Source organism: Modestobacter versicolor (assembly GCF_041028285.1).
GTDB classification, from domain to species: domain Bacteria; phylum Actinomycetota; class Actinomycetes; order Mycobacteriales; family Geodermatophilaceae; genus Modestobacter; species Modestobacter versicolor_A.
Genome location: NZ_JABGDB010000003.1, coordinates 414931 through 426796, shown reverse-complemented (window position 1 = coordinate 426796; position 11866 = coordinate 414931). Strand labels below are relative to the sequence as shown.

Annotated in this window: 15 protein-coding genes; 7 read left to right on the top strand and 8 right to left on the bottom strand. The window is 76.1% G+C overall.

Annotation, left to right across the window (positions count from 1 at the left end; all coding sequences use genetic code 11):
- Nucleotides 1–8 precede the first annotated feature (8 nt).
- From HL054_RS13380 to HL054_RS13370, 3 genes are all read left to right on the top strand, one after another.
- Nucleotides 9–689 (top strand): sigma-70 family RNA polymerase sigma factor, encoded by a 681-nt coding sequence (locus HL054_RS13380; RefSeq protein WP_369139505.1) that lies wholly within the window; start codon nucleotides 9–11, stop codon nucleotides 687–689.
- Between the two features lie 99 nt (nucleotides 690–788).
- Entirely contained in the window at nucleotides 789–1703 is a 915-nt protein-coding gene (locus tag HL054_RS13375) for an HAD family hydrolase (protein WP_369139504.1), read from the top strand.
- Between the two features lie 11 nt (nucleotides 1704–1714).
- On the top strand, nucleotides 1715–3046 hold the full coding sequence (locus HL054_RS13370) for a CoA transferase (RefSeq protein ID WP_369139503.1): 1332 nt from the start codon (nucleotides 1715–1717) through the stop codon (nucleotides 3044–3046).
- 77 nt (nucleotides 3047–3123) lie between these two features.
- Here the strand turns inward: HL054_RS13370 and HL054_RS13365 are convergent, their stop codons facing one another.
- The 5 genes from HL054_RS13365 to proC all read right to left on the bottom strand — a co-directional run bounded on the left by HL054_RS13365 (nucleotide 3124) and on the right by proC (nucleotide 7016).
- Nucleotides 3124–4032, bottom strand: coding sequence for a lysophospholipid acyltransferase family protein (locus tag HL054_RS13365; protein WP_369139502.1), 909 nt, complete (start codon nucleotides 4030–4032; stop codon nucleotides 3124–3126).
- Entirely contained in the window at nucleotides 4025–5155 is a 1131-nt protein-coding gene (locus tag HL054_RS13360) for an NAD-dependent epimerase/dehydratase family protein (RefSeq protein ID WP_369139501.1), read from the bottom strand. The genes HL054_RS13365 and HL054_RS13360 overlap by 8 nt, the downstream gene beginning before the upstream one ends.
- A gap of 10 nt (nucleotides 5156–5165) precedes the next feature.
- On the bottom strand, nucleotides 5166–5321 hold the full coding sequence (locus tag HL054_RS22335) for a 30S ribosomal protein bS22 (RefSeq protein WP_440347933.1): 156 nt from the start codon (nucleotides 5319–5321) through the stop codon (nucleotides 5166–5168).
- 206 nt (nucleotides 5322–5527) lie between these two features.
- Nucleotides 5528–5746: a helix-turn-helix domain-containing protein gene (locus HL054_RS13350; RefSeq protein WP_369139500.1), complete on the bottom strand. Its 219-nt coding sequence runs from the start codon at nucleotides 5744–5746 to the stop codon at nucleotides 5528–5530.
- A gap of 448 nt (nucleotides 5747–6194) precedes the next feature.
- Nucleotides 6195–7016 carry a pyrroline-5-carboxylate reductase gene (proC, locus tag HL054_RS13345; protein WP_369139499.1) on the bottom strand — a complete coding sequence of 274 codons (822 nt, stop codon included), beginning with the start codon at nucleotides 7014–7016 and terminating at the stop codon, nucleotides 6195–6197.
- Nucleotides 7017–7039: 23 nt separating this feature from the next.
- On the opposite strand from proC, the gene HL054_RS13340 reads away from it, so the two are divergent.
- Nucleotides 7040–7381 carry a DJ-1/PfpI family protein gene (locus HL054_RS13340; RefSeq protein ID WP_369139498.1) on the top strand — a complete coding sequence of 114 codons (342 nt, stop codon included), beginning with the start codon at nucleotides 7040–7042 and terminating at the stop codon, nucleotides 7379–7381.
- On the opposite strand, the gene HL054_RS13335 is transcribed toward HL054_RS13340, so the two are convergent.
- Together HL054_RS13335 and HL054_RS13330 are read right to left on the bottom strand one after the other, a co-directional pair.
- Complete coding sequence (locus HL054_RS13335) at nucleotides 7347–8345, bottom strand: hypothetical protein (RefSeq protein WP_369139497.1); 999 nt, start codon at nucleotides 8343–8345, stop codon at nucleotides 7347–7349. The two genes, HL054_RS13340 and HL054_RS13335, sit on opposite strands and share 35 nt — an antisense overlap.
- Nucleotides 8345–9289, bottom strand: coding sequence for a Ppx/GppA phosphatase family protein (locus HL054_RS13330; RefSeq protein ID WP_369139496.1), 945 nt, complete (start codon nucleotides 9287–9289; stop codon nucleotides 8345–8347). The genes HL054_RS13335 and HL054_RS13330 overlap by 1 nt, the downstream gene beginning before the upstream one ends.
- Nucleotides 9290–9344: 55 nt before the next feature.
- On the opposite strand from HL054_RS13330, the gene HL054_RS13325 reads away from it, so the two are divergent.
- Nucleotides 9345–10184 carry a hypothetical protein gene (locus HL054_RS13325; RefSeq protein WP_369139495.1) on the top strand — a complete coding sequence of 280 codons (840 nt, stop codon included), beginning with the start codon at nucleotides 9345–9347 and terminating at the stop codon, nucleotides 10182–10184.
- Here HL054_RS13325 and HL054_RS13320 read toward each other — a convergent pair.
- Complete coding sequence (locus HL054_RS13320) at nucleotides 10080–11162, bottom strand: helix-turn-helix domain-containing protein (RefSeq protein ID WP_369139494.1); 1083 nt, start codon at nucleotides 11160–11162, stop codon at nucleotides 10080–10082. The two genes, HL054_RS13325 and HL054_RS13320, sit on opposite strands and share 105 nt — an antisense overlap.
- Nucleotides 11163–11265: 103 nt before the next feature.
- Here HL054_RS13320 and HL054_RS13315 point away from each other — a divergent pair, with 103 nt between their 5' ends.
- Both HL054_RS13315 and HL054_RS13310 read left to right on the top strand, forming a co-directional pair.
- Nucleotides 11266–11499: a hypothetical protein gene (locus HL054_RS13315; RefSeq protein ID WP_369139493.1), complete on the top strand. Its 234-nt coding sequence runs from the start codon at nucleotides 11266–11268 to the stop codon at nucleotides 11497–11499.
- A gap of 10 nt (nucleotides 11500–11509) precedes the next feature.
- Nucleotides 11510–11731, top strand: a complete 222-nt coding sequence (locus HL054_RS13310) for a DUF3072 domain-containing protein (RefSeq protein WP_369139492.1) — start codon at nucleotides 11510–11512, stop codon at nucleotides 11729–11731.
- Nucleotides 11732–11866 lie beyond the last annotated feature (135 nt).

Genomic DNA, 11866 nt, shown 5'->3' with positions numbered 1-11866 from the left:
GTACCGGCATGACCAGCCCGCGGCTCGACGTCCCTGCTGCGCTGCGCACCGCCGCCGCGCCGGGCCGCGCCGCCGTCCCGCGACCCCGGACCGCCCCGGTGGTCCCCCCGTCGGCTCCCCCGGGTGCCGCCCTCGCCGTGGGACACCTGGACGTCTGGGAGCTCGTCCGCCGCACCCAGGCCGGTGACGCCGAGGCGTTCGGCGAGCTCTACGACCGCTACGCCGAGGTCGTCCTCCGCTACCTGCGCCACCGGGTCGGCGACCGGGCCACGGCCGAGGACCTCACCAGCGAGACCTTCGTCCGCGCGCTGCGCCGGATCGACTCGCTGACCTTCCAGGGCCGCGACGTCGGTGCCTGGCTGGTCACCATCGCCCGGAACCTGGCGCTGGACCACGGCAAGAGCAGCCGCCAGCGGCTGGAGGTCCCCACCGCCGACATGCGGGACGCCGACCGGGCCACCGAGGGGCCGGAGGACGCGGTGCTGCAGCGGCTGGCCGGCGCGGAGCTGCGGGCCGGGGTGCAGCAGCTGTCCCCCGACCAGCGCGAGTGCCTGGAGCTGCGCTTCCTGCAGGACCTCTCGGTCGCCGAGACCGCCGCGGCGATGGGCCGCAAGGACGGCGCGGTCAAGGCGCTGCAGCACCGGGCCGTGCGCCGGCTGGCGGCGCTGCTGCCCGAGGGCCTGCGGTGACCCTGGTCACGGTCGGCTGCTGACCCGGTACGGCGCGTCCGGCCGGCGGCGCTAGGGTCGCGGACGACGGTGCAGCCGACGCCGGGAGGGTGGTGCGGAGTGGTCCGGGTGCCCTTCCGCGGCCGTGCGGCGCGCACGCGGGCCGAGCTCGCCGACCCCGAGACGCGCGCCGTCGTCGCCGGCGAGGCGTCGGCCGCGGCGGCCGAGACCGAGGTGCCGGAGGCGCCCGCGCCCGACCGCACCGCGGCGGCCTTCTTCGACGTCGACAACACGATGATGATGGGCGCCTCGCTGTTCTGGTTCGCCCGCGGGCTGGCCGCCCGCAAGTACTTCACCGGCCGGGACGTCGCCTCGTTCGTCTGGCAGCAGGCAAAGTTCCGGGTCGCCGGCACCGAGAGCAGCATCGACATGCACACGGTGCGGGACAACGCGCTGGCGTTCGTCGCCGGCCGGTCGGTCGTGGAGATTCACGACGCCGGCGAGGAGATCTACGACGAGCTGATGGCCGACCGGATCTGGTCGGGCACCCGGCTGCTCGCCCAGCAGCACCTCGACGCCGGCCAGCGGGTCTGGCTGGTCACCGCCACCCCCGTCGAGCTGGCCTCGATCATCGCCCACCGGCTGGGGCTGACCGGCGCCCTCGGCACGGTCTCGGAGGTGGTGGACGGCAGGTTCACCGGCCGGCTCGTCGGTGAGCTGATGCACGGCGAGGCGAAGGCGCAGGCGGTGCGGGCGCTGGCCGAGCGGGAGGGGCTGGACCTCACCCGCTGCACCGCCTACAGCGACTCGACCAACGACATGCCGATGCTCAGCCTGGTCGGCACCGCGGTCGCGGTGAACCCCGACTCCGAGCTGCGCGCGGTCGCCCGCTCGCGGGGGTGGACGGTCAAGGACTTCCGCACCGGGCGCAAGGCCGCCAAGATCGGCGTCCCGACGCTCGGGGTCGCGGCGCTGTCCGGCGGGGTGGTGGGCGGGCTGGTCTCGCTCCGCCGCCGCAACCGCTGGCCGTTCTGAGCCGCCCGGCCGTGTCCTCCGCCGCCCGGGCGTGGGCGTCCCTGGGGCTGGACCGGGCCCTGCTCGCGCTGCTGCACACCTCCCCCGTGCCGCTGCCCTCCCGGCTGGCGGTCGGGGAGCTGGCCGCGGGCAGCGTCGGGGCCGCGTCGCTGGCCGCCCAGCTGGTGCTGGCCGACCGGCGGGGCACCCGGCCCGGGCCGGTGCGGCTGGACGGCGTCCGGGTCGCCGCCTCCTTCCGCGGCGACCGGCTGCTGCGCATCGACGGGCGTCCGGTGCAGGGCTTCGCCCCGCTGTCCGGGTTCTGGCCGACCGCTGACGGCTGGGTGCGGACCCACGGCAACTACCCGCACCACGCGGCCCGGCTGCGGGACGTGCTGGACCTGGCGGCCGACGCCGGCCCGGACGCGGTGGCCGCGGCGCTGACCGGCGGGACGGCCGCCGAGCTCGAGGAGCGCGCCGCCGAGCGCGGTGCGCTGCTGGTCGCCGTGCGGGAGGCCGACGCCTGGCGGGCGCACCCGCAGGCGCGGGAGCTGGCCGGCTCGCCGCTCGTCGTCCGGGAGGAGCTCGGCGCCGCCCCGGCGCGCGGCTGGACGGCCGGTCCGCAGCGGCCGCTGGACGACGTCCGGGTGCTCGACCTGACCCGGGTGATCGCCGGCCCGGTGGCCGGCCGCGACCTGGCGATCGCGGGCGCCCAGGTGCTCCGGGTCGACCCGCCCGTGCCCGCCGAGATCCCCTGGCAGCACGTGGACGTCGACCAGGACAAGCGCTCCGCGGTGCTCGACCTGGCGCAGCGGCGACCGGAGTTCGAGGAGCTGCTCGCCGGCGCCGACGTGGTCCTGCTCGGCTACCGCCCCGGGGCGCTGGACCGGTTCGGGCTGTCCCCGCGGCAGCTGGCCGAGCGGCACCCGGGCATCGTGGTGGGCAGGGTGAGCGCCTGGGGCGAGTCAGGACCGTGGGCGCACCGGCGCGGCTTCGACAGCCTGGTGCAGGCGGTGTCCGGGATCGCCCGGATGGAGAGCGCGGACGGCCGGACGCCCGGCGCGCTGCCGGCGCAGGCCCTGGACCACGCGACGGGGCACCTGCTGGCCGCCGGGGTGCTGGCCGCGCTGCGGGCGCAGCGGTCCGGCGGCGGCACGCCGGGGGTCGCGGTCTCGCTGGCCCGCACCGCCGGTGCGCTGCTCGACCTGCCGGGCGGGACGGCCGCGCCGGACGCCGAGCCCGACTGGCCGCTGGTGCACCACGGCGCGGTCACCTGCGTGCCGCCGGTGCTCGCCTTCGACGGCGCACCCGCCGACTACACCCGCGTCGGCACCCCCTGGGGAGCGGACCCCGCCACCTGGTGAGCCCTCCCCGGTCTCGGCTCCGCTGCAGGGGCCCGCCCCGAGCGGAGCGAGGGGTGGGCGGCAGCGAGGTCCTTCGTTCAGCTGAAGACGGACCGCCGCTGCAGCAGGAGCCGGTAGAGCGAGTGCTGGATGGTCTCGCGCACCTGGTCGGTCAGGTTGAACACGACCATCGGGTCGTCGGCGGCCGCCGACCCGTAGGACGCCGTCTCGATCGGCTCGCCGAAGGCGATGAACCACTTCGACGGCAGCGGGACCGCGCCCAGCGGGCCCAGCAGCGGGAAGGTCGGGGTGATCGGGAAGTACGGCAGGCCGAGCAGCCGCGCGGCGGTGCGGGCGTTGCCCAGCATCGGGTAGATCTCCTCGGCGCCCACGATGGCGCAGGGCACGATCGGCACCCCGGTGCGCAGCGCAGCGCTGACGAAGCCGCCGCGGCCGAAGCGCTGCAGGGTGTACCGCTCGCTGAACGGCTTGCCGACGCCCTTGAAGCCCTCGGGGAAGACCCCGACCAGCTCACCGGCGGCCAGCAGCCGCTCGGCGTCCTCGTTGCAGGCCAGCGTGGTGCCGAGCTTGCGGGCCAGGGCGCCGATGAACGGCACCTGGAAGACCAGGTCGGCGCCGAGCAGCCGGAGCCGCCGGGACGAGGGGTGCTCGTCGTGCAGCGCGACGGTGGCCATCAGCGCGTCGACCGGCACGGTGCCGGAGTGGTTGGCGACCACCAGCGCGCCGCCGGTGTCCGGGACGTTCTCCAGCCCGAGCGTCTCGACCCGGAACCAGCGCTCGAACCAGGGCCGCAGCAGCGGCAGCAGGACGTGGTCGGTCAGGTCGGGGTCGAAGCCGAACTCGTCGGTGCCGTACTCGCCGGTCAGCCGGCGGCGGAGGAACTCCACCCCACCGGCCAGCTGCTCCTCCCACGTGGGCGCGGGCGGCTGCCGCGGCGGCACCGGGTCGTCGTCCGGGCGCAGCGGGATCACCCGGGCCTCAGGCATCGTGCACCGCCCGCAGTCCGGGTACCGCGGGCGCGGGACGGTGCCGGTCGCCGGCGATCGACCGGACGACGGCTACGCCACCGGCCACCCGGCCCAGGAGGGTGCGGGCCGACGCGGCGGCCTCGTCGACGAGCTCGGGGCGGAGCACCGGGGGCAGGGTGCGGGCGTAGTCGGCGAGCGCCTCCTCGGTGGAGTACTGCGGCGTGTAGCCGAACTCCTCGCGGAGCACCCGGGTGTCGACCACGCGGCCGAAGTTGAGGAACCGCATCTGCTCGGGTGACCAGTCGACGGAGCCGCCGACGAGGCCGGCGCGGCGGGTCAGCCGGCCGACCGCCCCCATCGCCTGCTCGGGCACCGGCAGCGCGACCCGCCCCAGCCGGCGGATCGCCTGGGACAGCAGCACCGTGCCGGTCGAGCCGACGTTGACGGTGCCGACGAAGTCGCCGGTGGTGGCCTGCCGGAGCACGGCCACGGCGTCGTCCTCGTGCAGCAGCTGCACCCGGGCGTCGTAGCCGAGCGCGGTCGGCACCACCGGCATCCGGAGGAAGCCGGACAGCAGCGAGTCGATGCGCGGGCCGATCAGGTTGGTGGAGCGCAGCACCGCGACGCCCACGTCGGGGCGGCGGCGGGCGTAGGAGCGGACGTAGCCCTCGATGTCCAGGCTGTCCTTGGCGAACCCGCCGGAGGGGACACGGCGGGCCTGCATCGTCTCGGTGAAGACGGCGGGGTCGCGGGAGCTGGCGCCGTAGACGGCGCTGGTGGACTTGAGCACCAGCCGCCGCAGCGACGTGGAGCGCTGGCAGGCGGCCAGGAGCTGCATCGTGCCGATGACGTTGAGTTCCTTCATCGACGCCCGCCCGCCGGCCGAGGCCGGGGTGGCGCTGATGTTCATGTGCACGACGGTGTCCACCGACGCCGACTCGATGACCTTCCCGATCAACGGGCTGCGGATGTCGGCGCGGACGAACTCGGTGCGCCCGAGGCGGCGGAGCACCTCGGGGGGCGGGGGGACGGTGTCCACCCCGATGACCCGGTCGATGGCCGGGTCCGCCGCGAGCTCGGCCGCCAGCGCGCCGCCCAGCCACCGGCTGACGCCGGTGACGAGGACGACCGCGGGCGGCACGAGCGTCAGCTCACTTCTTGTTGCGGCGCTGCACGCGGGTCTTCTTGAGGAGCTTGCGGTGCTTCTTCTTCGCCATCCGCTTGCGGCGCTTCTTGATGACCGAACCCATGTCCTGCTCCCGACGTCGAGTCCGCTCGGTGGCCGGGGCGGTGACCGGGTCGGTCACGCCGGGCACCGGGCGAGGTGATCAGCTCGTGCGCGGCCCGCCCCGCGAGGGGCGGCACCGCTCAGCGCCCGAGACTACCTGGGAGGCGAGAGGATGGAACGGCCCCCTTGCAGGGTCCCGCCGCGAGCGACGTGACGGGATGGAACGGCCCCGCTGCAGGGGCCCGCGCCGAGCCTGCGAGGCGTGGGGGGCAGCGGGGTCCTTCCTCAGGCGATGTCGGTGTAGGCGTCGCGCAGGTAGTCGTGCACGGCGCGCTCCGGGACGCGGAACGAGCGGCCGACGCGGACGGCGGAGAGCTCGCCGCCGTGGACCAGGCGGTAGACGGTCATCTTCGAGACCCGCATCAGCGCGGCGACCTCGGCGACGGTCAGGAAGGCGACGGCGGCGCGGGGGGCCGGCACCTGGGCGGGACGACCGACGGGCATCGACGCCGGGTGGGCGGCGGGCACGGGGCGCGACAGCGAGGCAGCCGAGATCGGCCGGCCCACCGGACGCGGTGCCGGGACACCCGGGCGGGAAGTCTGGATGGTGGCGCGCTGGGGCATGGTCACGTCGATCGTCTCCGGTCTCAGCACTGGCGCGGCCACCGGCTTCCCCACCGGCGGGCGTGTCACGTTCGTGCTGGAAAAGACCATATGGGGACCGGAGTGACAGAAGCGATGGGTGAAACGGACAGGCGGACCGGTCCGTCCTGGGCACAAGTGGACATAAGCACCGCGTGACACACCCGTCACGGCGTGTTGTCCCCAAGTCGACTCGGTCCGGGCAGGGCCCGTCCACAGGTTTCTGTGGAAAAACACATGCGTGTGATTCACCTGCGCGCCCTGGGGCACACGGGGCGCCCCCCGCCGCAGGACCGTCCGAGCGGGCCGGTCAGCCTCCTGCGCGGCCGAGCTCGACCGAGCGGTCGTGCGCCGCCTCGATCGCGGCGATCAGCGCAGCGCGCACCCCGTGCCGCTCCAGCTCGCGGATCGCGGCGATCGTCGTCCCCCCGGGGCTGGTGACGGCCTCGCGCAGCTGCACCGGGTGCTCCCCGGACTCGCGCAGCATCACCGCGGAGCCGTAGGCGGTCTGCACGATCAGGTCGGCGGCCACCGCGCGCGGCAGGCCGAGCAGGATGCCGGCGTCGATCATCGCCTCGACCAGGAAGAAGAAGTAGGCCGGACCGCTGCCCGACAGCGCCGTGACGGCGTCCTGCTGGCCCTCCGGCACCCGGCGGACCTCGCCCACCGGCGACAGCAGCGCCTGGGCCTCGTCCAGGTGCGCCTCGGTGGCGTGCGCGCCGGCCGAGATGACGCTCATCCCGGCGTCGACCAGCGCCGGGGTGTTGGGCATGACCCGCACCACCGGGGTGCCGTCGGGCAGCGCCGCCTCGATCCGGCTGGTCGGCACGCCGGCGGCCACGCTGACCACCAGGTGCTCGGTGGTCACGTGCGGGGTGAGCAGGGCCAGCAGCGCGTCGATGTCCTGCGGCTTGACCGCCAGCAGGAGCACCCGCGCCGCGGCCGCGGCGCCGGCCAGGTCGACCGCCGCGACACCGTGCCGTGCCGCCAGCTCGGCCGCCCGCTGCGGGCTCCGTTCGACGACGACCACGCCGTCCCCGGTGCCGGCCTGCCGGACCAGACCGGCGAGCAGCGCCTCACCGATCTTGCCGCCGCCGATGATGGCCAGGCCGGTGCGCCCTGCGGTGGTCATGCCCGCGACCGTAGTGCCCGGCCGTGTGCCCCGCGGCCGGCACCCTCACCGCGTACGACCACGTCGACGAGGGCGGCACCCGGACCGTCGACGACGCGGACCCGGGCGCGTTCGACGCCCTCGTGCTGCCCGGCGGGGTGGTCAACGGCGACGTCGTGCGCGCCGACGCCGGCGCCGGCGCGTTCGTCAGGGCCTGCTCCGACGCCGGCGAGCCGGTGGCGGCGACCTGCCACGCACCGTGGGTGCTGGTGGAGGCCGACGTCGTCCGCGGCCGCCGGCCGACCTCCTGGCCGTCGCTGCAGACCGACCTGCGCAACGCCGGCGCGGCGGTCAGGCGGCGAGCAGGCCCGCCGCCGGGGCGATGACCAGGACGGTGCCGGCCAGCACGAGCAGCCCGAGCAGCCGCACCCCCAGCTCGCCCTGGCCGGTCTTCCGCCGCCAGGCCGCCACCCCGGCCACCAGGCCGGTCACCGCCACCGGCGCCGCCACCAGCGCGACGTAGGGCATCAGCTCCCAGAGCACGGTGAAGCCGAAGTACAGGCCGATGCCGACGGCGAGGGCCACCACCAGCTCACCGGCGAACCGGGCCCAGGCCAGGGCGCTCTCCCGGCCGGTCAGCGGCTCGTCGTCGACGTCCTGGGCCGGCTCGGCCGGGCGTTGCACCGGGATCGGCCCGGTCACCGGGTGGGCCTCCCGGCGGCGGGCCGCCGCGGCCGCGGCCGCTGCCGCCGGGATGGCCGAGGTGGTGGGGCCGCCTGCCGCGGACGGGGTGTCGCCGGTCGGGGTGTCCCGGTCGCTCTTGCGCCGGGTGGGCCGCAGCGGCGCCCGGTCGGTGCGGCCGCCGACGCGGCCGGTGGACGACAGCCGGTCGGCCTGGTCCTCGCGGTCGCCCGGCTCGGCGCGGGCCGGGGCGGCGGGGCGCACCGGCGCCGGGTCCCGGGCCGGCTCCCGCGGCGGGGTGACCGGACCGGCCAGCCCCGCGGCCGGCCGGGAGGCGGCGGGTTCGTCGGCCCAGGACGGCGCCGGGTGCCGGACCTGGGGCGTGGCCGGTGCGGCCGGTGGGGTGCGGGTGCCTCCGGCCGCCGGCGCGGGCCCGCGCGCCGGCGGTGCGTTGCGGGCGGCGGGAGCCGGGGCGGCCGGTGGGGTCGTGCCGGGCCGAGGGGCGCGGACGGCCGGCTCCACCCGCGGCGAGCGGCCGGTGACCTCCGGGTCGTCCGAGGTGCGCCGGCGCCGGCCGGGGCGCGTGCCCAGCTCGGTCTCCAGCCCGTGCTCGCGCAGGATCTCGGCGAGCGAGCGGACGCTGTACTCACCCGAGTCCGGCTCCGACATCACGCTCCCTCCAGCTGGTCCAGGCGACGCAGGATGACTCCTTCGCGGAGCGCCCAGGGACAGATCCGCACGCACGGTACGTCCACGGCGCGCATCGCGGCCTGCGCCACGACGGCACCGGCCGGCACCTGGTGCGCGCGTTGCACCGACACGCCCTGCAGCTCGGCCAGCGCCGCGGACTCGATCCGGGAGACGAAGCCGATCACCTGGGACAGCCCGATGTCCGTCAGCTCCCGCGGCACCCGCAGGCCGGCGGCGTACGGGGCGGCGCCGGCGAGCCGGGCCAGGGTGCGGAAGGTCTTCGACGTCGCCGCCACCAGGTCCGGCGCCCCCGCCCCCCGCAGCTTGCGGCCGGGCGAGGCGAGGACGTCGTCGGCGTGCTCGGCCAGCGCGTCCAGGGCGGCGAGGTCCGGGCGGCCCCCGGTCTGCGCCTGCGGCAGGAACCGGCGGGTCATCCGGCCCGCGCCCAGCGGCACCGACAGCGCGACGTCCGGGTCCTCGTCCACGCCGGTCGCCAGCTCCAGCGAACCGCCGCCGATGTCGAGCACCAGCAGCCGGCCCGCGCTCCACCCGAACCACCGGCGCACCGCCAGGAAGGTCAGCCGTGCCTCGTCCTCGCCGCTGAGCACCTGCAGGTCGACGCCGGTCTGCTCGCGGACCCGCCGGAGCACCGCCGAGCCGTTGTCGGCCTCGCGGATGGCAGAGGTGACGAAGGCCAGCAGCTCGTCGCAGTGGCGGTCGGCGGCCTGGCGCTTGGCCTGCTGGACGGCGTGGAGCAGCGCCTTCTCCCCCGCCTTGGACAGCCGCCCGTCGTCCCCCACGTGCTCGGACAGCCGGAGCAGCCAGCTGTCGTCGTGCATCGGCGTGGGGTGCGCGCCGCGGTGGGCGTCGACCACCAGCAGGTGCAGAGAGTTCGAGCCGACGTCCAGCACCCCGAGTCGCATGGCGGAGAGTCTGCCGTCTCGGAACCGGAGCTGTCTCGGCGCCTACGCTCGCCCGGTGGACCCGAGCACCCCCGCCGGCCCCCCGCCCGAGGTGGAGCTGGACTTCGCCCGCGAGTGGATCGAGTTCTACGACCCCGCCGACCCCGCCCACCTGGTCCGCGCCGACCTCACCTGGCTGACCAGTGCCTGGACGTGCGTCTACGGCCGGGGCTGCGCCGGGGTGGTCGAGGGCCGCGCCGACGACGGCTGCTGCAACCACGGCGCCTTCTTCACCGACGAGGACGACCTGGCCCGGGTGGAGGCTGCCGTGGCCGGCCTGACACCGCAGGACTGGCAGCGCCACCCCGGGACGCCGGTGGGCCGGGCCGACTGGACCGAGCCGGACACCCTGACCGAGCCGGCGCCCGGCGAGGAGGCCGAGCAGGCGCTGCGCACCCGGGTGGTCGACGGCGCCTGCCTGTTCCTCAACCGGCCCGGGCACCCGGCCGGCGCCGGCTGTGCGCTGCACGCGGCCGCCCTCCGGCAGGGCCGGCACCCGCTGGAGACCAAGCCCGACGTCTGCTGGCAGCTCCCGGTGCGGCGGGAGCAGGAGTGGGTGGACCGGCCCGACGACACCCGGGTGCTGGTCTCCTCCATCGGCGAGTTCGACCGGCGCGGCTGGGGCCCGGGCGGGCACGACCTGCACTGGTGGTGCACCGGCTCGCCGGCGGCGCACGTCTCGGCCGAGCCCCTGGTGGAGACCTACGGCCCCGAGCTGACCGCGCTGCTCGGCCCGGCGGCCTACGCCGAGCTACGCCGGCTGACCGAGGCCCGCCTCGACGCCGGTCTCGTCGCCCCGCACCCCGCCAGCCCCCGGCCAGTGCCGGTGCAGCTGCACCGGCGCCGGCCCGGCTGAACCGCCGGTGCGGCCGGCCCGGAAGGTCTGCCGGTAGGTGCGCGGCGACACCCCGCGGCGCCGGGCGAACTGCTCGCGCAGCCCGGCGGCGGTGCCGAAGCCGACCAGCCGGGCGACCTCCTCGACCGGCGCGTCGGTGTCCTCGAGCAGGGCCTCGGCGGCGGCCAGCCGCTGGGCGAGCAGCCAGGCGTGCGGCGTCGTCCCGGTCGTGGCCTTGAACCGGCGGGCGAAGCTGCGCGGGCTCATCAGGGCGCGGCGGGCCAGCAGCTCGACGCTGATGTCCTCCGCCAGGTGCGCGCGGGCCCACTCCAGGACGACGCCGAGCAGGTCGTCCTCGCAGCGGGCCACCGGGGTGTCGATGAACTGCGCCTGGCCACCGTCGCGGTGCGGCGGGACGACCATCTCCCGGGCGAGCGCGTTGGCGGCGGCCGCACCCCACTCGCGCCGCACCAGGTGGAGCATCGTGTCGACGCCGGCGGCCGTGCCGGCCCCGGTGATGACCTGGCCGTTGTCGACGTAGAGGACGGCGGGGTCGACCTGCACCGCGGGGTACCGGGCAGCCAGCTCGCCGGCGTACCGCCAGTGCGTGGAGGCCCGCTTGCCGTCGAGCAGCCCGGCACGCGCCAGCACGAACGCGCCGGTGCAGTGGCTGATGATCACGGCCCCGCGTGCGTGGGCCGCGCGCAGGCCGTCGAGCAGCTCGGCCGGAGGCTCGTGGTCGAACAGCTCCCAGGCGGTGACCAGCACGATGTCGGAGGACGCCAGCCGGTCCAGGCCGTGCTCGACGATCATCGCGATCCCGGTGTCGGTGCGCAGCACGCCGGGGTGCTGGGAGACGAGGGCGAAGTCGAACGGCGGGAGCCCCATGGCGCGCCGGTCGTAGCCGAAGACCTCGGCGGCCACCCCGACGCCGAAGCTGCCCACCAGCCCGTCGGCGACGACGGCGCTGACGACGAGCGGGCGGTCCGGTGTGGTCATGGACACCATGATGGCAGGAAAACTGCGGTAGCGGTCGGTCCTGCCACTCGTCTGATCCAGCGCCGCTGAGCAGGCTCGTCCCATGTTGCTGATCACCTGTCCCGTGACCCGGACCGACGAGCTGGTCGCTGACCGGCGCATCCGATCGGTCGCCAACCACGCCACCCACGTGGCCCTGCACGTCGAGTGCCCGCAGTGCGGGGCGGTGCACGTCTACCGCACCGGCCGCCGCTGGGAGGAGGCCCGGGTGCGCGCCGCCGACCGCGCCGCGGCGCAGAGCGCGGTGGACGCAGCGGTCGTCACCGCTCGAGCTGCACGGGTCGGCATCCCCGCGTAGCTTCGAACACATGAGCGAAGCCAACGTCAACACCGGACAGGCCGGCGACCCCACCGCCGAGAAGGACCCCTCGGACTGGGTGACCGGCGACGAGCCCGCCACCGGCGCGCAGAAGAGCTACCTGAACACCCTCGCCCGCCAGGCGGGGGAAGAGGTGCCCGACGACATCACCAAGGCCGACGCCTCGGTCAAGATCGACGAGCTGCAGGAGGAGACCGGCCGCGGTCAGTGATCCGCTGGGCGGGCCCGCAGGGCCCCCCAGCAGATCACTGGAGGTGACGTGCAAGGACGGACGGCGAAGCCGGTCACGCCGGACGGCGGCCCCGCAGGGGTCACCTCCGGCGTGACGGGAAACGGCTCAGCGCAG